The 19850-nt window shown below is 59.0% G+C and carries 19 protein-coding genes and 2 tRNA genes; 4 read left to right on the top strand and 17 right to left on the bottom strand.

Annotated elements, in window-relative coordinates; translation table 11 throughout:
• The first annotated feature begins 15 nt into the window (after positions 1-15).
• Complete coding sequence (nfuA, locus tag F3089_RS04340) at positions 16-600, top strand: Fe-S biogenesis protein NfuA (RefSeq protein ID WP_151439609.1); 585 nt, start codon at positions 16-18, stop codon at positions 598-600.
• 95 nt (positions 601-695) lie between these two features.
• Positions 696-1901: a DUF445 domain-containing protein gene (locus F3089_RS04335; RefSeq protein WP_151439608.1), complete on the top strand. Its 1206-nt coding sequence runs from the start codon at positions 696-698 to the stop codon at positions 1899-1901.
• A 1-nt stretch (position 1902) separates the two neighbouring features.
• Here F3089_RS04335 and F3089_RS04330 read toward each other — a convergent pair whose 3' ends face one another.
• Genes F3089_RS04330 through F3089_RS04315 form a run of 4 tightly spaced genes read right to left on the bottom strand, consistent with a single transcriptional unit; the run spans position 1903 to position 3569 of the window.
• A complete protein-coding gene (locus F3089_RS04330) occupies positions 1903-2178 on the bottom strand; it encodes a hypothetical protein (protein WP_151439607.1) in 276 nt (91 codons plus the stop codon).
• Positions 2175-2507 (bottom strand): hypothetical protein, encoded by a 333-nt coding sequence (locus F3089_RS04325; protein ID WP_151439606.1) that lies wholly within the window; start codon positions 2505-2507, stop codon positions 2175-2177. Before F3089_RS04325 ends, F3089_RS04330 begins: the two co-directional genes overlap by 4 nt.
• Entirely contained in the window at positions 2507-2872 is a 366-nt protein-coding gene (locus tag F3089_RS04320; protein WP_192497271.1) for a DsrE/DsrF/TusD sulfur relay family protein, read from the bottom strand. Before F3089_RS04320 ends, F3089_RS04325 begins: the two co-directional genes overlap by 1 nt.
• A 7-nt stretch (positions 2873-2879) precedes the next feature.
• Positions 2880-3569 (bottom strand): Bax inhibitor-1/YccA family protein, encoded by a 690-nt coding sequence (locus tag F3089_RS04315; protein ID WP_151439604.1) that lies wholly within the window; start codon positions 3567-3569, stop codon positions 2880-2882.
• Between the two features lie 162 nt (positions 3570-3731).
• Between F3089_RS04315 and F3089_RS04310 the strand changes: the two genes are divergently transcribed.
• Positions 3732-3821: transfer RNA gene (locus tag F3089_RS04310), tRNA-Ser, on the top strand.
• 234 nt (positions 3822-4055) lie between these two features.
• On the opposite strand, the gene F3089_RS04305 is transcribed toward F3089_RS04310, so the two are convergent.
• The 4 genes from F3089_RS04305 to F3089_RS04290 form a co-directional block, all read right to left on the bottom strand.
• Complete coding sequence (locus F3089_RS04305; protein ID WP_151439603.1) at positions 4056-5024, bottom strand: DUF6160 family protein; 969 nt, start codon at positions 5022-5024, stop codon at positions 4056-4058.
• 65 nt (positions 5025-5089) lie between these two features.
• Entirely contained in the window at positions 5090-7006 is a 1917-nt protein-coding gene (locus F3089_RS04300) for a choice-of-anchor D domain-containing protein (RefSeq protein ID WP_192497270.1), read from the bottom strand.
• 313 nt (positions 7007-7319) lie between these two features.
• Complete coding sequence (locus tag F3089_RS04295) at positions 7320-8348, bottom strand: helix-turn-helix transcriptional regulator (RefSeq protein WP_151439601.1); 1029 nt, start codon at positions 8346-8348, stop codon at positions 7320-7322.
• 226 nt (positions 8349-8574) lie between these two features.
• On the bottom strand, positions 8575-10029 hold the full coding sequence (locus tag F3089_RS04290; protein WP_151439600.1) for a protein adenylyltransferase SelO: 1455 nt from the start codon (positions 10027-10029) through the stop codon (positions 8575-8577).
• 159 nt (positions 10030-10188) lie between these two features.
• Between F3089_RS04290 and F3089_RS04285 the strand changes: the two genes are divergently transcribed.
• Positions 10189-10265 (top strand) — tRNA-Pro (locus tag F3089_RS04285).
• A 219-nt stretch (positions 10266-10484) separates the two neighbouring features.
• Here F3089_RS04285 and F3089_RS04280 read toward each other — a convergent pair.
• The 9 genes from F3089_RS04280 to F3089_RS04240 form a co-directional block, all read right to left on the bottom strand.
• A complete protein-coding gene (locus F3089_RS04280; protein ID WP_151439599.1) occupies positions 10485-11093 on the bottom strand; it encodes an outer membrane beta-barrel protein in 609 nt (202 codons plus the stop codon).
• A 783-nt stretch (positions 11094-11876) separates the two neighbouring features.
• Positions 11877-12563: a hypothetical protein gene (locus F3089_RS04275; RefSeq protein WP_151439598.1), complete on the bottom strand. Its 687-nt coding sequence runs from the start codon at positions 12561-12563 to the stop codon at positions 11877-11879.
• Between the two features lie 29 nt (positions 12564-12592).
• Positions 12593-13981 carry a phage terminase large subunit family protein gene (locus tag F3089_RS04270; protein ID WP_151439597.1) on the bottom strand — a complete coding sequence of 463 codons (1389 nt, stop codon included), beginning with the start codon at positions 13979-13981 and terminating at the stop codon, positions 12593-12595.
• Positions 13978-14337, bottom strand: coding sequence for a hypothetical protein (locus F3089_RS04265; RefSeq protein WP_151439596.1), 360 nt, complete (start codon positions 14335-14337; stop codon positions 13978-13980). The genes F3089_RS04270 and F3089_RS04265 overlap by 4 nt, the downstream gene beginning before the upstream one ends.
• 369 nt (positions 14338-14706) lie before the next feature.
• Positions 14707-17301, bottom strand: coding sequence for a DUF3987 domain-containing protein (locus F3089_RS16030; protein WP_225741666.1), 2595 nt, complete (start codon positions 17299-17301; stop codon positions 14707-14709).
• Complete coding sequence (locus F3089_RS04255) at positions 17289-17483, bottom strand: MerR family transcriptional regulator (RefSeq protein ID WP_151439595.1); 195 nt, start codon at positions 17481-17483, stop codon at positions 17289-17291. Before F3089_RS04255 ends, F3089_RS16030 begins: the two co-directional genes overlap by 13 nt.
• A complete protein-coding gene (locus F3089_RS04250; RefSeq protein WP_151439594.1) occupies positions 17480-17689 on the bottom strand; it encodes a helix-turn-helix transcriptional regulator in 210 nt (69 codons plus the stop codon). Before F3089_RS04250 ends, F3089_RS04255 begins: the two co-directional genes overlap by 4 nt.
• Positions 17690-17760: 71 nt before the next feature.
• On the bottom strand, positions 17761-18198 hold the full coding sequence (locus F3089_RS04245) for a hypothetical protein (protein ID WP_151439593.1): 438 nt from the start codon (positions 18196-18198) through the stop codon (positions 17761-17763).
• Positions 18195-19556: a site-specific integrase gene (locus F3089_RS04240; RefSeq protein ID WP_151439592.1), complete on the bottom strand. Its 1362-nt coding sequence runs from the start codon at positions 19554-19556 to the stop codon at positions 18195-18197. The genes F3089_RS04245 and F3089_RS04240 overlap by 4 nt, the downstream gene beginning before the upstream one ends.
• Positions 19557-19850 lie beyond the last annotated feature (294 nt).

Here is a 19850-nt window from a genome sequence, read left to right as displayed (position 1 = left end):
AGAGGGGGAACGGCATTGGATACCGTCACCGTCACCGAATCAGCCCGGCGCTACCTGGGGCAGCTCGTCCAGAAACAGGACGTTGAGGGGATGGGAGTTCGGCTGTTCGTGACCCAGCCCGGAACCCGTCACGCCGAGACCTGTCTGGCATACTGCCCACCCCATGAGGTTGTGCCGTCCGATGAGCAGCTCGACATGGGCGAATTTCCGCTCTATATCGATCACAACAGCATCACCTTCCTGGAAGAGGCGGTGGTCGATTTCCAAGAGGACCAGACCGGCGGCCAGCTCACCATCAAGGCGCCCAACGCGAAGGTACCGCAGGTGAGCGCGGACGCGCCCCTGTCGGAACGCCTGAACTACGTGCTTCAGTCCGAGGTCAATCCCAGTCTCGCGGCCCATGGCGGCGAGGTGTCACTGGTGGAACTGACCGACGACAACGTGGCCGTGCTGCGTTTCGGCGGCGGCTGCCAGGGCTGTGCCGCAGTGAGCCTTACCCTCAAGCAGGGCGTGGAGCGCACCCTCAAGGAACAGCTGCCGGAGATCAGCGGTATCGAGGATGTGACCGATCACAGCTACCGCGAGAACGCCTACTACTGATGGATTCAGCAGTGCCTCCCCGGCGCTGCTGCATACCGTTACGCGCCGGTTTCCGCTAGAGTGTCGCCCTGAATACGCGTTCAGGGACTGCATACGTGACCGTACCCGATCTACCTCTGACCATCTGGGCTCTGCCCCTGTTCACCGCTGTGGTCGGCTGGGCCACCAACCGCTTGGCCGTGCTGATGCTGTTCCATCCGATTGACCCCGTTGGCAGGCCTCCCTTCCTCGGTTGGCAGGGGGTGATTCCGCGTCGGGCGGAGGAGATGGCCCACGAATGCATTGACCGTACCCTGGCGCGCAGTGGCGACCTTACCGGTGTTTACCAGCGTCTGGATCCGGCACTGATCACTGGAGAGGTGGTGAGCCGGATCATGCCTCATCTTGAGGAGTACGTGGATGATGTGATGTATGAACATCATCCGGTGCTGTGGGATAACCTGCCGCGACGGGTCAAAGGGCGGATCTACCGCTATGTGGAGCACAACCTGCCGGAACGGGTGGATGCCATGGTCGCGGATTTCGGCGAGGAACTCGGCGATCTGGTGGATCTCAGGGCCCTGATGAGCGAGGAGCTCCGCGAGCATCCGGATTTCATGAACCGTATCCTGAAGGACGCCGGCGCTTCCACCTTCCAGTTCGTGATCCGCAGCGGCGCCGTCATCGGGCTGCTTCTGGGCGTTGCGCTTGCGGCGGGATGGACCTTCTGGTCCTCCAGCTGGCTGCTTCTCGGGGGTGGCTTCATTGTTGGCCTTCTGACCAACTGGATTGCGATAACCCTGATCTTCCGGCCACGGGAGCAGAAGCAGTGGGGGCCTTTCCGCATTCAGGGGCTGCTTATGCGCCGTCAGCCGGAGATCAGCCACATCTGGGGCCAGCGTGTCGCGCATGAGCTTCTTACCTGTGAAAAGGTGGCGCACGCCATTGTCCACGGGGAAAAGGCTGGGCGGACGCGCGCCATTATCCAGAAGCACCTGCGGCCGCTTCTGGATCAGTCCACGGTGCTGCGTGTAAGCACGCAAATGGCCGTGGGTGCCTCCGGCTATACAGAGCTCAAGAAAAGCATGAATGACCGGGCCCTGAGCGCGTCAGAGGAGGTGTTCCGGGATGATGCCTTTAACAATGACCGGGCGCGCATCGTGGCCGAGCTGATCGAGGAGCGGATTGCAGGGCTTTCTCCGGACGCGTTCCAGTCCCTTCTCCGGCCGGTATTCGCTGCCGAGGAAGGGCGGCTGATGCTGGCCGGCGGCGTATGTGGTCTGCTGGCAACCCTGGTTCCTGTGGTGTTGATGGGGCTTTGAGCTACCAGAAAACGGGCTGATGGATCGTGAGGATCTGTTCCACAAACGCGGCATGCGTCAGGGCGGTGCATCCAGGTGGCAGGGTCAGGTTTTCGGGGGATTCTGTCAGAGCCATGATCCTGCCCGCCTGGATACCGTCCAGCGGTTCGTTCTGCGACAGGCGCTCCAGGGCGGCCGCTGTGAGCACCAGCGTGTCTTCGGGGCCCAGCATCGCCAGGCACCGATGATGCCTCGGGTGGCCGGGTGTTCTGGCCAGAACGTGTATGCGACCGCTCATGGGTGCAGAATCCTCGGTACCTGTGCGTAAAGATCCCGGATCTGCCGGTCATCCACTGTGATGGCGGATTCAGGCAGCTCTCCGTGCGCGTTTTCCGTAACAGGCCATTCCACCATGAGCTGCTGCAGTCCCATATCCGGAAACCGGGCCAGGGGCATTCCCCGGTGCTCCGAGGCCAGCGCAGTGACACCGGATCCCACCAGCAGAAGCCTGGCACGGATACCAAAGGTGCAGAGGGTGAGCAGCATGTCCAGAAACTCTCCGGTGTCCTCGTCCCGGTCAAGCACGAAGAGCTGGTCAGGCAGGGGGGTGGGGGCCTTCTCCGTCATTACCGTTCCCCCGTGAACTGGAGAATACGGTCCGCCTCGGTGCAGGCCATAACCCAGTCCCCGAGGCCGCCGGTCAACCAGCCGCCCCTCAGATGGGTATCCTCAAGACCGCGCTGCTGCGCCGAACCAATGCATACGGTTGCCGGAAGCGACCATTTTTCAATGAGTTTTTCCCACTGTGCTCCGCTTTCGTTACAGAAGGGGGAATGGGAGGCCGCGGTTGCAGCAAGAAAAACCGCATCCCCCTGAAGAAAGATACGGTTGATGCCGTGGTTGGCATTGAGGAGGGCATTGGCAAAACACCAGGCGGAATGGATCGCCTGGTGTTCGTTGGGAGCCGCCGTTATGTGAAAGGCCGCTTTCAACGCCGGATCAGTTGTCGCCGGCAAACGCCATCAGCAGGTGCAGCAGGCTGATGAAGAGGTTGTAGAGCGATACATAGAGGCCGATGGCGGCCATGATGTAGTTACGCTCGCCGCCGTTGATGATGGCGCTGGTCTGATAGAGGATGCAGGCCGAGGCAAAAAGGGTGAAGCCGGCTGAGATCGCCAGGTGCAGGTTCGGCAGGTTGAACAGGAAGGCGATCAGCATGCCGCCCATCAGAACCAGGGCACCCGCGAAGATGAAACCACCCAGGAAGCTGAAGTCCTTGCGGGTGATCAGTGTGTAGGCGGACAGAGCCAGGAAGATCGTGGCCGTCAGCCCAAGCGCGGTGGTCACCAGGTGCCCGGCGCCGTTGGCGACAAAGGTGTTCAGGATTGGGCCCAGGGTCATGCCCATGAAGCCCGTGAGGGCGAAGGTGGTCACCAGGCCCCAGACGCTGTTCTGCAGCTTATGCGTAGCAAACAGGAGCCCGTAGAAACCGACAAGGGTCAGGATCAGGCCCGGATGAGGCAGGTTCAGCGCCATGCTGGTTCCGGCTGTGACGGCGGAAAACGCCAGGGTCAGACCCAGCAGCATGTAGGTATTGCGCAATACCGTCGTGACCTCGGTGCTCAGCCCTTCGCGGACCCCGCCCTGGGCCCGGCTCTGGGCGGCATTGGGGAAACGGTTGTCGGCCATGTGCGGAATCTCCTTGATGGACTCTTGACTGTGTACCCAATCATAAAGCGTCCAGGGGCCAGTGCAAAGCCTTTCCGTGTGCTTTTGGGAAGCTCAACACTTTGACATGACGCCGATTTAAGGTAATATTCCGGCTGCTGTCGGTTCCGGCAGCACCTACCCGGTGGGCTGGCAGAGTGGTCGAATGCAGCGGTCTTGAAAACCGCCGAGGGTTAACGCCCTCCCGGGGTTCGAATCCCTGGCCCACCGCCACTTTTATTTCCCTTTCCTGCGTAACGTCTCGCCTGTGTTGACGGAATCGTCTCGCTCCTGTCTACCAGTTCCGATAGCTCAAAAATCAGCAAGGGAATAAGCCGCATCCCCGCAGAAGCTTGAGTTCAAGAGGAGAGGATCAGGTTCTGCTGCCTGTATATGGACTGAAAAAGGGGGAGGTTAGCTGAAGAGGGGGAGAACAGGGACCGGAATGACCGGCCCCTGTGGTCACGTTTACTCGCGACCGTAGACAGCCATCTGCGTATCAACAACGTTCAGGTTGCTGATACCGACGGAGCCGATGCTGGCATTGCCGTCGTCACCGCCACTACCAACGTTGATGGTGGGCAGCCACATGTCGGCCGAGAGCTCAGCAATGTTCACGCGGAGCGTCTCTTCCGGTGCCGATGTGCTCTGCTTGCCAGCTGAAATTGCCGGCCCTTGCCCAACTTCCAGTACGACGTTGACCGGATTAAGCAGGCCCACCTGTGTTGCAAAGTCCTCCTCGTTTGCAGTCTTCAGAAGCTCCATGCTGCCTGCCCCGCCCATGCGGGCGTCGACCAGGGAGACGGCTGCAACGTCGAAGTCGGCGCTCAACTCAGCTGCAAAGTCATTCTCGATTCTCAGTGAACCAATGGAGTTGTCGGCGCCTACGATGTTATCCGTCTTGGCAGTGATATTGAGCTTGGACACGTACATGTCCAGGTCCAGATTGGAGATCAGCGTTGCAGAACTGTCGGCGCTGCCCGGATCGGTGATGGTGCCATCACTGGACATCAGACCGAGAGAGTCCATGTCTACGCCGACTTCCACTGGTGCAAGCTCGTTACCGAGATTGCGCACGTTGATGACCGCATCCCCGTCTTCCAGGTTTGCATCATCGGGAGCTCCTCCCACAGCATTGCTGATTGTGCCGGCATCGTTGACCAGGTCAACATAGACATCAACTTCCAGCTTTTCGCCATCTTCGTGGCCACCAACGCGAATACCCTCCATGAGTACGGAGCCAGTGCTTGAGTCAGCAGTGTCCTGATTGTACTCAATGGCACCAATGGTGGCTGCCGTTGACAGCTCGATAGTCACCCCGGCCTGACCGGTAACGCCGCCCATTTCATTGTCGTTCATGGGCTGCAGGTCAGCGGAAGCGGCCATCGGCATGGCTGCGACGGAGAGGGCCAACAGGCTTTTCTTCATTGTCATCATTGTGATTTCTCCTCTTTGGTTATTCGGGCGACCCGCCATGGCGGGCCGCCCCTTCTGTTCCCCCGTTACTCCTCGAAACGGGGCGACAGCTCAAGCTCAATGGTGTTACCCGGACCTTCGAAGAACTCGTTGAGCACGCCGGTCAGCAGACCGCAGTTCTCAAGTTCCGGTGCAACATAGGTACCGGTAACGGTGCCGCCCTGGAGCGGATCAAACTCTTCGCCTTCCGGGCTCGAGAGGTTGATGGTGGCTGGTTCCTTGGTCTGGCAGGACGTTCCGCCGCCGATCCGGATGCCATCGGAACCGAAGCCGAAGCCAATGACGGAGACCCGCGCTTCGGGAATCTTGATCGTCAGTTCGCTTTCCGCAGTCAGCTGGCCGGACTCGAGGTCGAGGGAACCAGTTGTTTCACCCACCGGCTCGAACTCGATGTCTGCACGGCCCTGGATCTTGTGGAACAGCTTGGAGATCTGGAACTGGGCCTGGGTCGGATCGAGCTGCAGGTCTGCAGTGAAATCACCGGTAGTCAGGTTGATCGAGCTGTCGATCTGACCATTCAGCGGTACATCCGAGTCGTTGGCTGCAACATTGGTGATCCCTTCAAGGTCAAAGGTGACATCCACGTTGTTGTCACCATTGCCGTTATCGCCGTCCCCGTTGTCACCGTCGCCGTTGTCGCCGTCATCACCATTGCTGGTGTCTTCGGCTGAGCCGGACAGCGTTACAGTCTCCGGGGAACCATCAAGGTTGGTCGCAATCTCAAGGTTTGCGCTGTAGGAATCCACCTGCGACGGCTGGAATGTAGCGGTAACCGTGCAGGACTGCTCCGGTGAAAGGGCGCTCGGGCAATCGTTGGTCTGGGTAAAGACACCGTCCGGGTTGTTGACGAGGTTCAGACCATTGATCTCAAGGTCCGCCTCACCCGTGTTGGTCAGATCCAGTGTCTGTTCAGCACTGGTGGTATTGGCGAGGTCAATGGTGCCGAAATCAATTTCCGGGGAGCTGAGTTCAAGCGCAGGCTTGGGCTGCTCTGTCGCCTCGGCACTGAGGTCAACCACCTTGGGCGAATCCTCGGCATCCGGATCAGTGGAGTCGATCTGGACGCTGGCACTGTAGGTGCCCGGTTCGCTTGCCTGGAAGTTCACACCCACGGAGCAGCTCTGACCCGGCTCAAGCGTGGTGCAGTCGTTGCTCTGTGTGAACAGGTCGGCATTGGCACCAGCGATAGTCACGCTGTTGATGTTCAGTGTCTGGCCGCCGTTGTTGCCCACCGTGATGCTGCCTTCAAGCGGGCTGCCGGCCATTGAACTGCCGAGGTCCAGCTCATCTTCAGGATCAACGGTGATATTGGCGGGTGTGTCCGCCGGAACGACATCAAAGGTGTGCAGGACCATGTCCTCCTGGTTGCCCACGAGGGTGCAGTCGGAGGTGAACTCGCCCACCGGATCCGGAGCGATATTGCCGTTGCCATCACGCACGACCTGATTCAGCTGCAGGTCGCCAACGGTGATGGTGCCCTGTCCGGGGTTCTCAAAAGTGAGCGGATCAACGGTTGCGCTGGAATCCACTGTGAAGGAACCGCTTTCCGTGGGGATAGGTTGCTGCGGAATCTCCAGGGTCACCGAAAGCGGCTGGTCACCTTCCGGAAGCGCGATGTTGTTCTCCGCCGTGGCGGTGCCCTCGAGGCTAGCGCCACCGGCGAGGGACAGTCCCTGACGAGCCCTGTCGGTGATTGTGGTCACCGCGTTGATGTTCAGCTCGCCGGTTGACTCACCTGCGGTTATCTCGGCGGGCAGGTCAGCACTGATCTCGGACACCAGCGGGTCCTCGCCGATGATCGGCAGCGGGCAACTGTGTTCGACGGTCAGTGAGACCTGTTCGGCGTTGACTGTGGTTGCGCCCGTTGCAAGCAGCGCCGCAACGGCACTGCTGAGCAGCAGGCGCCCGGGCTTACTTGTAGGCTTTTCGGTTATGGCGTTCATCAACGTCATCCTCATTGTTTGTTGTATTCATGGCGCCGGGACCAAAGACGCATCCTGGAACGGTCCCGGCACCTCCAACACTCGCGCGCCCCGTGGGTTCTGGTCATTGCTCAAAAAGGAAACAGGCTTGTTAAAAGCGGTTATCCGGGCGGTTGTTTGTTGAATTCGTGATGAACGTCAATCGGGGCTTGTGAACGCAGAATGAGCGGCTGTTCATTTCCGCTCATGGTCAGGGGAGAGTTGAGTCGCGCGGATCGACCCCTCATAAGCCGAAACAAGGGGCCGGAGAATGACCGGGGAGGAAGGGCTGTGATCAGATGCGGCGGCGGGTCTGCCCCGGTGTGCGGCCTGTCCAGGAACGGTAGGCGCGGGTGAAGCTGGCCTGGTCACTGAAGCCGAGCTTGTAGGCGATGGTGCTCAGTGGCATCCGGGTATCGGCCAGGTAGCGGTCGGCATAGTGGCAGCGGATCTCATTGCGCAGATCACGGAAGGAGCAGTCCTCGGCCTGCAGATGACGGCGCAGTGAACGGGGCGTCATCTGGAGGTTCTGGGCTACGCGCTCCAGTGTGCAGCTCAGACCCGGGTCATCGAGGATCTGGCGACGGACCCGCTCGGTGACGCTGCTGTTGTCATCGGACGCCTTCAGGTCCTGGCGTGAACGGTGTCGTGCCAGGAACGAGGACAGCTCCTGTCCGAGATTGGCGCCTGCATGCTGGGCTGGGTGCAGTGTCGCGCAGGCCGCCCCCGCATTGAATCGGATGATCGCCTCGGGGGCCGCCTGCTGCCATTGCTCGGCGGTCAGGTTCGTGGGGGTATCGAACTCGAGCAGCATGTCCCTGCAGATGTGGCGCGACAGTTCGTAGATGCTGCCCATATAGATCCGGATCATGAACGAGCGCAGGTCGCCAAGATCCCAGATGTCATGGAGCTGGATCTGTACGGTTTCGTCCTTGAGCGTCAGGCGCAGGTCGTGGATCGGCAGGCAGACCCGCTCGTATTCGATGATCATCTCCACGAGGCGGAAATAGTCGTTCTGCCAGAGCACAGCCGCGCCTACCAGGCCGTGCGCATTGATGTCGAGCTGCTTGCCGAATTCGAAGGGCAGGCGTTCATCTTCCGACAGTTCACTGGCATGCCGGAGCAGTATGAGCAGCTCATTCATGGTCATGCCTTCCTCGCTGCTTTCCAGCTCGGCGGCATCAAGACCGGTTCCTTCGAGAAGCGCTGGAGGACGGATACCGTACTGTTCCATGAAGCGCAGAAAATGGGTTACATACCGCGTAGGCAGTATGGGGACATCGTAGGCCTGAGTATCCTGAACTGAGCGGGTCGGCACATCCATGCTGGGAGCCCTCCGGATTCCGTCTTTCCCGATAATGTAATTGTTCGGCAATCCTATGGAATTGGCCGGTTATTCGTTAATTAATGTCAAATTGACGAATCGAATTCCGGCGTACAGCTGTGGGCACTATACAGAGGCAGTCTTGCGTGCCAAGCCGGTTGGCCGCAAATGAGAAAGAATGGCCGTTTTGATAATAACGGCCATTCAGGAATGTGAACTGTGCAACTCAGGTTCCACAGAAGGTTCTTGCAACCTGTTCTTCCGGTGCAGGCGGGTGCCGGTATGCGGAGGCGTCAGCGTTAGCTGAGAAGGGTGATTCCAGTGCTGCCATTAGATCATGGAAATGCCGCAGATCCCCCTGGCGGGCAGCGCTGATGGCCGCCTCCACCTGATGGTTGCGGGGGATGATGGCGGGATTTGCCTGCCACATCGCTTCGGGGGTGTCGAGCAGCGCGATCCAGCGTGCACTCCAGTCTCGCGCCTGCTGTGTGTCGCCCAAAAGCGCGGCTGCGGCCTCCTGCGCGTCGTCCTGATGGGCAAGCCGGGTCAGCTCTCGGAAAGTAGCGGTGAAGTCACTGCCGGTCTGCTGCATGAGCTCCAGCAGTTCGTGCACCACTGTTTCATCTTCCTGGGCAAGGCTCCTGATGCCGAGCTTGCGGCCGAAACGTTCACGCCAGGCGCTGTTGTAGTGTTCCCGGTATTCACCAAGGATGGCTTTTGCGGTTTCGACAACCTCTTCCTTGTTCCCATCGAACAGTGGGAGCAGGCATTCAGCAAAGCGGGCAAGGTTCCAGTATCCGATCTCGGGCTGGTTGTTGTAGGCGTAGCGCCCCATGGCATCTATGGAGCTGAATACCGTGTTGGCGTGGTACTGGTCCATGAAAGCACAGGGGCCGTAGTCGATGGTTTCACCACTGATGGCCACGTTGTCCGTATTCATGACGCCGTGGATGAAGCCAATGCTCATCCAGTCCGCAATCAGCTCGGCCTGGCGTTGCGCCACGGCCCTGAACAGTGCCTGGTAGGGCTGATCCTCGAACATCAGGGACGGATAGTGCCGGGAAATGGCGTAGTCGGCCAGGGTGCGGATGGCATCGGTATCCTGCCGGTAGGCGAAGTATTCAAAGGTGCCCACCCGGATATGGCTGGCAGCCACCCGGGTCAGTACCGCGGCGGGTTCGGGGCGCTCACGCATGACCGCATTGCCCGTAGTGACAGCCGCGAGCGCACGCGTCGTGGGAATGCCCAGTGCGTGCATGGCTTCGCTGATGATGTATTCGCGGATCACCGGGCCTATGGGAGCCTGCCCGTCACCGCCACGGGAGAATTCGGTACGCCCTGCGCCCTTGAGCTGGATGTCGCGACGTTTCTGGTACTGGTCGATGACCTCACCGATCAGAATGGCGCGGCCGTCGCCCAGCTGGGGCACGAAGTTGCCGAACTGATGACCGGCATAGGCAAGGGCAGTGGGCTCGGCGTTCTCAGGCAGGCTGTTACCGGAGAAAACCGCGGCAAGCTCGTGTTCATCGGACTCGTTGACGTCAATGCCCAGCTCCTCGGCGAGCTGACTATTGAAACGGATCAGCTCCGGGTCAGGAGCCTGGGCCGGCTGAGCAGGCCGGTGGAAGTGTTCGGGAAGCCGTACATAGCTGTTGTCAAAAGGGAAGGGGGGTAGGGGCATGCAATCCTCTGGCGGTTGAACACATAATCCATTCTAGATGCGGAACACTACGTTTTGCATTCGGGATCGGACTTATTGGCCAGTCCAGCTTGACAGAAGTACGTCACAATCCTGATAATTCGCCCCCGTTGCGGCGAGTCCGCATCCCAGCCCTGATAACGGCGTGTGGCGCAGTTTGGTAGCGCACTTCCTTCGGGAGGAAGGGGTCGCAGGTTCGAATCCTGCCACGCCGACCATAATCTCCCTAGAATCAGCATCTTGCAGACCTCCCGGTCTAGTCGGAATTACCCCTCGTCACACTTTCGGCCTTTCTGTCACCAATCTGTAACCAGTCCACGCGAACAACGGCGGGCCATTTTGCCCACTTTTTAGCCTAGCTGTCGTGGATGGTCTGCCGACTTGTGGGCACAAAAAACCCCGCTCGGTGGCGGGGCTCGGTGCAGTATCGTGACCGGCTAGAATTGAAGCCGGAAACCGCCTGCATAGGTCGTTTCGTCATCTACGGTCGATACTCCCAACGATAGACGCGCCTCATCAGGGCTGAACCACCAGCCGATATTAAAGCCCACTGACGTATCAGCGTCGTCCAATGTGGTACGGGCGATTCGTGCCCCGATCTCTAGCCGGTCGCGGGTCAGCCAGGCGCGGGTTTTGAGGGCCGCAAGCCCGCCGCTGTCGGAGGTGTCGGCACACGTTCCCCGGAAACAAACTTCAGCCGACGATCGCAAAAAGCCAATTTGTGGGTAAATATCAATGCTGTCTGTTACGGCGAACGGGTAGCCGCCCGCTACGCTGACTTCGGTGGCGTTGATCTCGCTATCATCCCCCTCATTGATGCCCCGGTTAACAGACGCTTCTAGAGTGACGTTTTCCTTAGATTGGTAGGAGCCGGTGCCACTGAAGTACAGCAGGCCGTCATAGGTTTCATTTCCAATCGTTATAGAGTCGTCGAACTCGGTTGATCCAATGTTCCCCTCTAGGAAGGTGTAGGAAAAGTTGCTGGCCTGGGCGCTGGAGCCCAGAAGCGTAAACGCGAGGGCCAAGGCGGCTTTGCGTGCATCCATGAGAACTCATCCTTCAATGATGTATTTATGCCGTATGGGCAAGGTAGTTCATGAGAGCGGCCACGGAAAGGAAGGCGACTGCGCTGCGGCTTATCGTCTGCCATACTTCACGCCAATACGGTGATTGGGGGCTATATGGCAAACCGCATTCTTTTAGGCGTTGCGTTCTTGGTTATGCTAGCTGGCTGTGCCGCCACGGGGCCTAACGGGGTACCGAAACCTACCGTAGCCACAAATCCTGTTTCCTACCTCAAAGGGTTTCCTCTGGATTCCGTGACAAAAGATGAACTAATGCAGGACTTGGGTATGCCCGACAAGTCGATGACTTCTGACGGTCGAACTTATTTATCCTATGAGCTAGGGCAAGGGTGGGGTGAACGTGAATACACCTATGTTTTAGAAGATGGGGTGGTAACTAACGTCAGGTACAACGATCAGGGGCCATACAACGGAAGCAGCGCTAAGGGTGTAAGAAACAAATAGCAGTTAATCAAACGGGTCTGCTAAAGCTCTTCACAGTGCCGGATGAACTGGCGTGAAACCTCCTCCGGTTCAACATCCAGGGCAGAGCACACCCGCTGTGTCATCGGCCCGGCTCTGCAAATGTCATCGAATGCGGCTTCCAGCTCCACGGGGGTAGGGTTCCCCGGTTGTCCGCGCCCGCGCCAGTAGGCAGAGGCGTCCCGGATCAGTTGACCCAGTGCCTCCGCCCACAATCGGCGTTCCGGGCTTTCGGAGTCAGCCTGGTAGGCGGTTGAAGTCTCCAGCCTTGCGGGGCCAGGATCAGGCGCTGTCATCTTCTGCCGTCGCGCTCAGGAGCTGGGCCTCTGCGTTATTGGCACGATCCCTGGCCGCAATGGCGCTGTCCACGTCCTCGATACTGAGCGCCGCCTCCGCAATCTGTGAGGCCATATCAATCGCGCTCTGTGCGGCCTCTACGTCTGCGTTGAAAGTCTGGCGTTTGGCGGCAATGTCGGGTGTGTGCTTTTCCTCCATCACGCCTCTAAACTCCGCCAGGGTGTCACGGTCAAGGCCGGTGACAAATTCGGGCGCTTCATAGAGCGCAGCCAGCGAACGTCCGTCGCAATCCTCGGCAATCCTCGAAAGCCACTGGATACGCTGCCCTTGGTCAGCGCGTCCGAAAGTCTGGGCTATTTCGTTGGCATATCGGTCGGCCTGGAGCCCTACGCGCTGCGAGAACTCCTCAGACAATGCCGCCTTGCCACCAACCTCGCGGGTCTGCAAATCGCCCTTGGTGCGCTTGATGGCATCCAGGTAACGCTTTGACGCATCCGAAAGGCGGCGGGCGCGTTCCGCTGATCCATCGTTAGAGGTTGCGATGGTGTGCAGGGCCTCAGCGGCGCTGTGCAGCTTGCGCACCTGATTCCGAGCGAAGGACTGTTCCGAAAGCCGCTCTTTTAGGGCTCCGAGTCCAGCAATTTGATTTTGAAGTGTGCGTTCGTCTGCCATTGGTTTCACCTTGGTAGGTTATTGGGTGTTCAGTAGCCCACTACCAGCCGTGGGGCTTTATAGGGGCGTTTCGTCAGATCCACCACCAGCCCGGCTACCGCGTTGGCGCGGTCGTCGTGGCCGTTGGGCGGGTGGTCGATGGAGTCTTTACCGGCGCGGCTTGTCCGCCGCTCCAGTTCAATAAACTGCTTGGTTAGCCGCTCATCCGGGGGGAGCTGAACGCGGCCACTGTTAAACGCCGCCAGCGCCTCTTGGTACAGCTCGCTTTTAGGTTTCGCTGACGCCTCCACGGTGACGCCGTGGCGGGCGAACTCATCACGCGGCCAGCTTCCGCCGTATCGGTCGGATTGGGCTTTGCTGACGCCGTATTCACGCATCAGCGCGGCATACTCGGCGGCGATCTCTGCCGGTGTGCCCTTGCGCGCCCTCAGTACGTCAACAACGGCGGTATCATCCTCGGTGTGACCAATCGCCAGACAGAACTCATCCGCACCACCGCCAGCGGGGTCGATGAACGCCTGATAGTTCACGGTGTCCAGGTGGGGCATTTCCAGCGGGGCGGCGCGGGTGGCGTCCTCCACCGTCTCGCGAGTGAGGAAGGCTTCAACGTCGCTGCGGAACTCCGCCCCGTACTCGGCCTTAGCTGTAGCGGGGTCGCGTTCATACGCTTCACTGACCACGCGTTCAGGTAGTGCAGGGTTCATCGTGCGGCTTGCGGCCTGAGCCACCAGAATGGGCGACTCTTGCCCATAGTGGCGGCGGTAGTTCTCCCAAAGCTCGCCACGGCGGCTGTAAGGCGAGGAAAGGGCAATCAGCGGCCCCTGTAGGGTTGCCAGTCCAGGGCGCACCGCGTTGATGATCTCGGAATCGGGGTTCGCGCTGTCCTCTGAACGCCAGAAGGCAAGCTCATCTGCCAGAACGGCGGCAAAGGTGTAGCCGCGTGTGCTGCGGTAACTGGCCGTGGTGATCTCGATTGCCGTGCGGTTCACCAGCTCCAGGGTTTCGCGATCCTCTTTCACGATGAGCTGTTCGGTCATGGGATTGGAGCGCAGTAGGCCGGAAACGTAACGGAACACTGTCCGGGCCTGCTTCCTGTCAGCGGCCAGAACTGCCACGGTCGCAACCTCACCAGGGGATAGCCGGTCTGTGTGGTCACGGAATGCGGCTTCATATACGGCCAGCAGGGCTGCGCACTGGCTCTTTCCGCCACGCCTGCCAACGACCAGCCACAGCTCATCATGCGGCTGTGTGGGCTCTGTGCGGCCAGTGAGTGCCTGCCAGTGATCCTGTTCCGCCTCGTTCAGAGGAAGGCCGTAGAAGCCTGCCAGTAGGGCGCGCCATGCGCTCCAGGATTCCCCGGAGAATTGACCACCGAATAGGGCTTCATCGGTCATTGTGTCCCGAATCGTGACGCTCATGCCGTGGCCTCGCGCTTGCGTAGGTAGGTGGCAAGGTCGGGGACATCACGGGCGGCGCGTTCCAGCCCTAGGGTTTTCCAGAGCCCGGAAAGGGTGTTCACGGCCTGGGTTAGCTTCCCCTGGTCAACTTCCTCGCCACGGGCTAGGGCGGCTTCCTGCTGTTCGATAATGGCCTCCATCCATATTGCCCGCTTACAGATAGACCGCTTCTGGTAACTAAGGGCATCGATCCCGCCTAGATCCGCCGCCAGGGTTTCGTACCGCTCATTAACGGCACGGGCCAGGGTGGTGCGACCATCCAGCTTTTCTAGCCAATCGTGGCTGTAGCGGTTGGGGATCTCGTTCTGTTTCGCCATTATCGAGGCCGTTTCTGTCGTGTAGTTTTGCCGCTAATCAGCGGCTTATGACTCCATTATAAGGCCGAAAGGGTCACAGATTGATGACACGAAACGGAGTAAGGCGAACGAATACGGAACAAAAACAATCGGGTAGTGTGTTAAATTGACGCCTAACAAGGGCAGGGGTCTAATGTTCTGGCGGGATTCAGAGGGGTACGGGGGCTAACAGGGCCGGGATTCGTGGCTAGGTATTTAGCCTGTCTGGTTCCTCAAATGTAGAGGATGTAGTACGCGCGCCCGTGCTAAAAAAGAAAATCCCTTTTCCCCTTCTTTACTCCATCCGTGGACTCATTACCGTTACGCGCGCGCATACTACATTTACTACATTCACCCGCTTTCTTTCAGATCCGCCATGATCCGGGCGACTTCCTGCCGTCTCTCGCGTTCCTGCTCTGCGTGGTCCTGGTACATGGTGTGAATCTGCGGGTTTACCAGATAGGCGCTTGGGCGGCCTCGTTCATTCAGCCGACAGCCGGGCTCCGGGCCTATCCAGTTGTACGCCTCCAGCCGGTCTAGCATTTCCTCGCGCTCCCATTCCTTCATCTTGCGATACGCGAGCATGTAGTTATGAAGGTCACGCTTAACGGTGAACCTGCCCCACTGGCGAGCCAGCACCAGCCCGGCTAATTGCCTGGCCTGATCCTCGGTTGGGTCCATGCCGTCATAGAACTGAATCGCGTGCGGAAGCATGGCGTTCCATAGGAAGCGGTCCACCTTCTGAGCGGTTTCCCTGCTGACCTGGTGGGCGGTCGGGTGCTCCATCCAATGCGCGCATTCAGCCGCGTGAAACGCCAGACAGACGCGGGAAAACAGCCCTTCCCACTTGCCCAGCATTGCCGTTAGGTGGCGGTTGGGCATGGTCGTGACAGCTCTGTGAAGGCGGTCGTTGAACGCCTCGCGCACCTCGTGGGCTTCTGGTGACAGAGTGACGGGTTCATTGCCCGCCTGAGTGCCCACCAGTTGCCGCAACAGGGCTTCATAGCTTTCCTTCGCCTCCATGTTGGGGCGGCGGTCTACGCCTTGTTGTGCGGATGCTGCGTGGATCAGCATAAACCGCTGAAGCATGCCGTCGTGATTGTTGGCGTTGGCGTATTCGTTGATAACCTGGGGCTGAATGCCGCCGATAACGCACGCGCTCCAGTTGGCTACCCATGTGGAGCCACGTCCGATCCGGTCAATCTCCAGCCCTCCGCCGTTGTAGGCTTCCAGCCATGCGGCCTTATCCTTGCCGCCTGATCCGCCTTTATAGGCGTCCATGCTGGCCAGCCAGCCGGTTAGCTCGTCCTTGTCCACGATGATCCCGCGCGGTTCGCACTTGGCGAGAATGTCGCCCAGCTTTTCTACGGTCACGTCACTGGTGGTCAGGCGGCGCAGTTCTGGGGCGGGCGGATCTTCCTCGCCTTTTTCCTTTTGCTTGCAGGCTTCCTCCCATGCCTTCATCTTCTTCGCGTATTCCTCGCGCCATTCGGCGGCGATCTTGCGAACAGGGGAAAGGGCCTTCTTAATGCCGGGGCTTTTCTTCGCGGAAGGGTCGCCAATAATGCCGATCCATAGCCGGGCTGATTCCGTCCAGGTGGGGTCGTACCGCTTCGGCTGGATCTCCACGCGGTCATCCAGACAGCCCGCCACGGCTCCGAGTGCCGCCATGCTGATTATGGCCGGGTCTACGCCAATCAGCTCCGCCTGATCTTCCGCGTAATCACGGATCGGCGCTGGCATCAGCTCCACGGGGAACGCGGGGGTGGTGAACTTGCCGAACAGGTCAGCCGGTGGCGGGCAGTTGGCGCTATCACTGAGCAGCGATTCTGCTTCTACCTTGGCGTTTTTCTGTGCCCATTCGCGTTGTCTTTCCTTCTGGCCTTCCGGGTCTACACGATCAGCCAGATCCGCCACGGCCTTACTCACGTCGCCCCCATAGTCGAGAATGCAGATCACGTCGAACACGTCCAGCGCGTGCCCGTCATTGTTGAGGTTCGACAGGGGATCGCTTGCACCGTGGTGTGAATAAGCACGTTCCTTCCCGTCCTCGCTGGTCAGAATATTGACTCCAGGCGATCCGGTGCTGCTGTAGGGTGACAGCAGACGTTTCCCGACTTCCTGGTATCCCCGCACCTGTAGTTCACCCTCCAGAAGGTGACTGTTCACCACCTTGTCGATGATGCGCCCATCGGCTTCTGACACTTGCGGGCGGGGCTTCGGTGGTGCTTTTCTAGCCTCCGCATCCTGGCGTTCCTGTTCCTTCTGGTACGCCTCCAGGCATGCCGCTATAAACGGGTGAGAATCGTCCAGCGGGTCCAGAAAGGGCACTTCCGGTTCATGCGGGATGAAATCATAGGGCGCGTTATTGGTAAGGACGTTGGGCGCGTAGATGACCTGTTGGGCTCGGGCCTGAACCTTGTCAGTGCCGACCAGCAGGGACGCGCCTTCCGCCAGCATCATGTAACGCTCATAACCGACAGGGCGGCTGAACGGAACAGTGACTTTCCAGCGGTTGGCAGTGACGCCATGCTTGTCCTGTTGGTGACTCGCTGACGTGAACGCATCCCACGCCATGCCCCACGGCTCATACAGCCCGGCTAAAGAATCGCGGTCCCGGTCGTCGTCGTCATGGTCCAGCGCGAGGGCATAGAAGTCAGCTTTTAGGGCGTGATCCTTCGTTTTCCCTTTCGCCTGGAATGGCGTGAACGCGTTGGCTTGATCCTTCGGGCCTTCGGATGGGCTCATCATCATCACGGCCAACTCATCCAGGCTGATTAGCCTTTCCGGGGCTTTTGCCTTCACTGACGTATAGAGCGGGAAAACCGGGGTTCCGCTGGTTACTTCCTGAGCAGTTGGGTTATACTGTTGTTGAGCTTGCCCGCTCTCTTTTGCGCCGCTGCCTGCCTTCCCGGCGGTGGCGGCGCTCTCGTTTACTGGTCGCATTCGTCACACCCCCGTTCCGCCAGGATTCGCGCTTTATACTTTTCCACGTCAGACCGCATAACCACGGCTTGGCCGTCATACTTCCACGCGGGAATATCGCCCTCACGGATAGCGGCCTCGATTAGAAGGCGGGAAACGCCGGTTTCTTCGGATGCAACGGGTACGGTGATATAGGCGCTCATGCCGACACCTCCGCTGTTTTCTTCTCCAGCCACTGATCCAGTTGGCCGCGAGTCCATCCGACACAACGGGCGGAAATGCGGATCTTCCGGGGAAAATCGGGGTCGGTTTCGGTTAAGTCGTGGAGCTTGGTTCTACCAATACCAAGGTAGCGGCAAGCGTCGGCGGGTCTAAAAAATGCTTGGTCTGGTTGGTGTTGCGGCTTCATCGTGGTGTACCTCTACTGTTTTTTAAGGTACACCCCATGATCCGCATATTTTTTCAGCGCTCACCGAACCATTATTCGTTAATTCTGCGAGCGCTCAGAATCTGCTCCAGTTTTCGCACTGACAGGCCGCTTGCCTCGGCCACGTAATCTTTAGCGGCTTCCGTTGCCGTGCGGCTTCCTCGGTTGCCGGACTCAACTTCTTCTTTCAATTCTTCTAACTGGGGGTCTGGATTTTCTGGCAGTGGCTCATTACCAGCCAGCCATTCATAGACGATGCCTGTAAAAGCTTCCATCCATACATCCGCTGTTAGCGAATCCCAATCGGGCTTCTTGCCTCGCGGAAACTTGTAATCACCAGCAACAATGGACTTCACCATAGGCGCGGCTTCTGGTGGCATATCCGGGTCGTTTTCGAGGGCGTCCAGAACTTCGGATTTTTCGATTCTCCGCTCTTGGCGATACTTCCAAAGCAGATCACCCCATTTCCCCCATTTTGTAATATCAGTCATACCGCCGCCCCTTTAGCCGCTCTGGTGATTGTCGCCCCTACAACGTCCACGGCTTCATCCGTCTGCTGTTCGCATATATGGCCGTAGTGTTCCTGGATCATGCTCACGTCCTTATGGCCTGCCATGCGGGCCACGGTGAACATGGGGACGCCTGCCGCTAGTTGAGCGGATATGAAATGGTGGCGGAATGCGTAATAGTCCATCCCTTCCGGTAATCCGCCCAATACCTTTACGCGCTTCCAAGGCTTGCGGGTGGCGTGTTTGTCCAGTTCCCGGCCAGTGCGAGGGGAGGGGAACACAAGGCCGGTATCCGGTCGCCCCTGATCCTGCCACCATTCGGCCATGATCTTCTGAATAGTGCTGTTCAGCTTCATATCCACTATGGCGGGTTGGCGTTCGCGGCGCTGTGCCACCTTGCTTTTCTCGGTCACTTTGCGCAGCCGCCCAAACCGGATTTTCAATTCTTCCCACGTTAGGGTTCTGAGGTCGCCGGGGCGCAGTCCGGTATGAAGGGCCAGATGCGTCATTGGGATGAACCAGTGGGGGTGGTGTACCGCGTCCAGATCGGTAAGGTAGCTTTTCCCGTGGGCTCGGCTACTGCGCCGCTCCGCTCGGATTTCCTCTGCAAAGGACTCCAGACCGGCTAGAACGCTGCGGATCTCGTCATCGGTCAGCATACGGCGCTCGGCCTTTTTAGCCTTTTCTACTTGTTCCGCTCGCTGCTGTTCCGTCATTTTAGGGGAGCGCAGTTTTACGCCTGCCAGCGGGTTCGCCTCCAGTACCTCATCCTCTACGGCCTGATTCAGTAGCGTTTTCAGGTCGCCATAGGTGCGCCGGATGGTGGAGTATGCCCGCCCTAGTTCCTCGGTGCGCGTCTGCCAGTCGCGTATATCCTGCTTGTTCAGGGTCGCCATATCGCGCTCTAGGAACTCGCTGAAATGGTTGCGGATACGCTGCTCGGTATTGCGGGAGTTTTCGGGCTTCCAGGCTTCCATGTGGCGGCGGTAGTCGGATTCGAGGTAACGGCGCAGTGTGCGGCGCTCGGCCTGCTCTTGGGCGCTGAGGGCGTTCTGGCGCTTCTGTTCGCGTTCCTCTAGCGGGTCTGCCTCGTTATCAGACCATTCCAGAACCTTTCGGGCGGCATCCTCTGGCTTTTTCTCGGTCAGCTTGCCGATGGTGGCAGTGCGGCGCTTGCCGGTTGCGTCCCGGTAGCGGTAACGCCAGGTGGAGCCCTTCTTTAGCTTGATGAGGTGAAGGCCGGGGAGGCGGTCACACCAGCGGGTGTCCCGTTCGCTGGCCTTGCGGTCGAACTCTGCGGCCTTGCTCTCGGTTATCGAGGTAAGTCTAGCCTGTCCCATTTTGCCCCCTGGTGGTCACAGAACGGCAAAACCCAATAATCGACTAGGCATGGGTCGCCCGTTCCGAAATCTGTGACCAATATGTTATCAAAATGGTCACACAAACGCGAACAACCAAAAACATTAAAATATAACCGGGCAATAAAAACAGGTATCTACAAAGGTAAGTATCCGGTTTTAGGGGGTCAATTTTGCTTTCGGGAGGAAGGGGTCGCAGGTTCGAATCCTGCCACGCCGACCATTTTTATCCTCCAGAACCAGCCAGTCGCACTGGCATAGTCCAGCCTTTTTAGC

It is taken from the genome of Halospina sp. K52047b, assembly GCF_008709855.1.
In the GTDB taxonomy this organism is placed as follows: domain Bacteria; phylum Pseudomonadota; class Gammaproteobacteria; order Pseudomonadales; family Oleiphilaceae; genus Halospina; species Halospina utahensis_B.
This window is presented reverse-complemented; position numbering and strand designations above follow the sequence as displayed.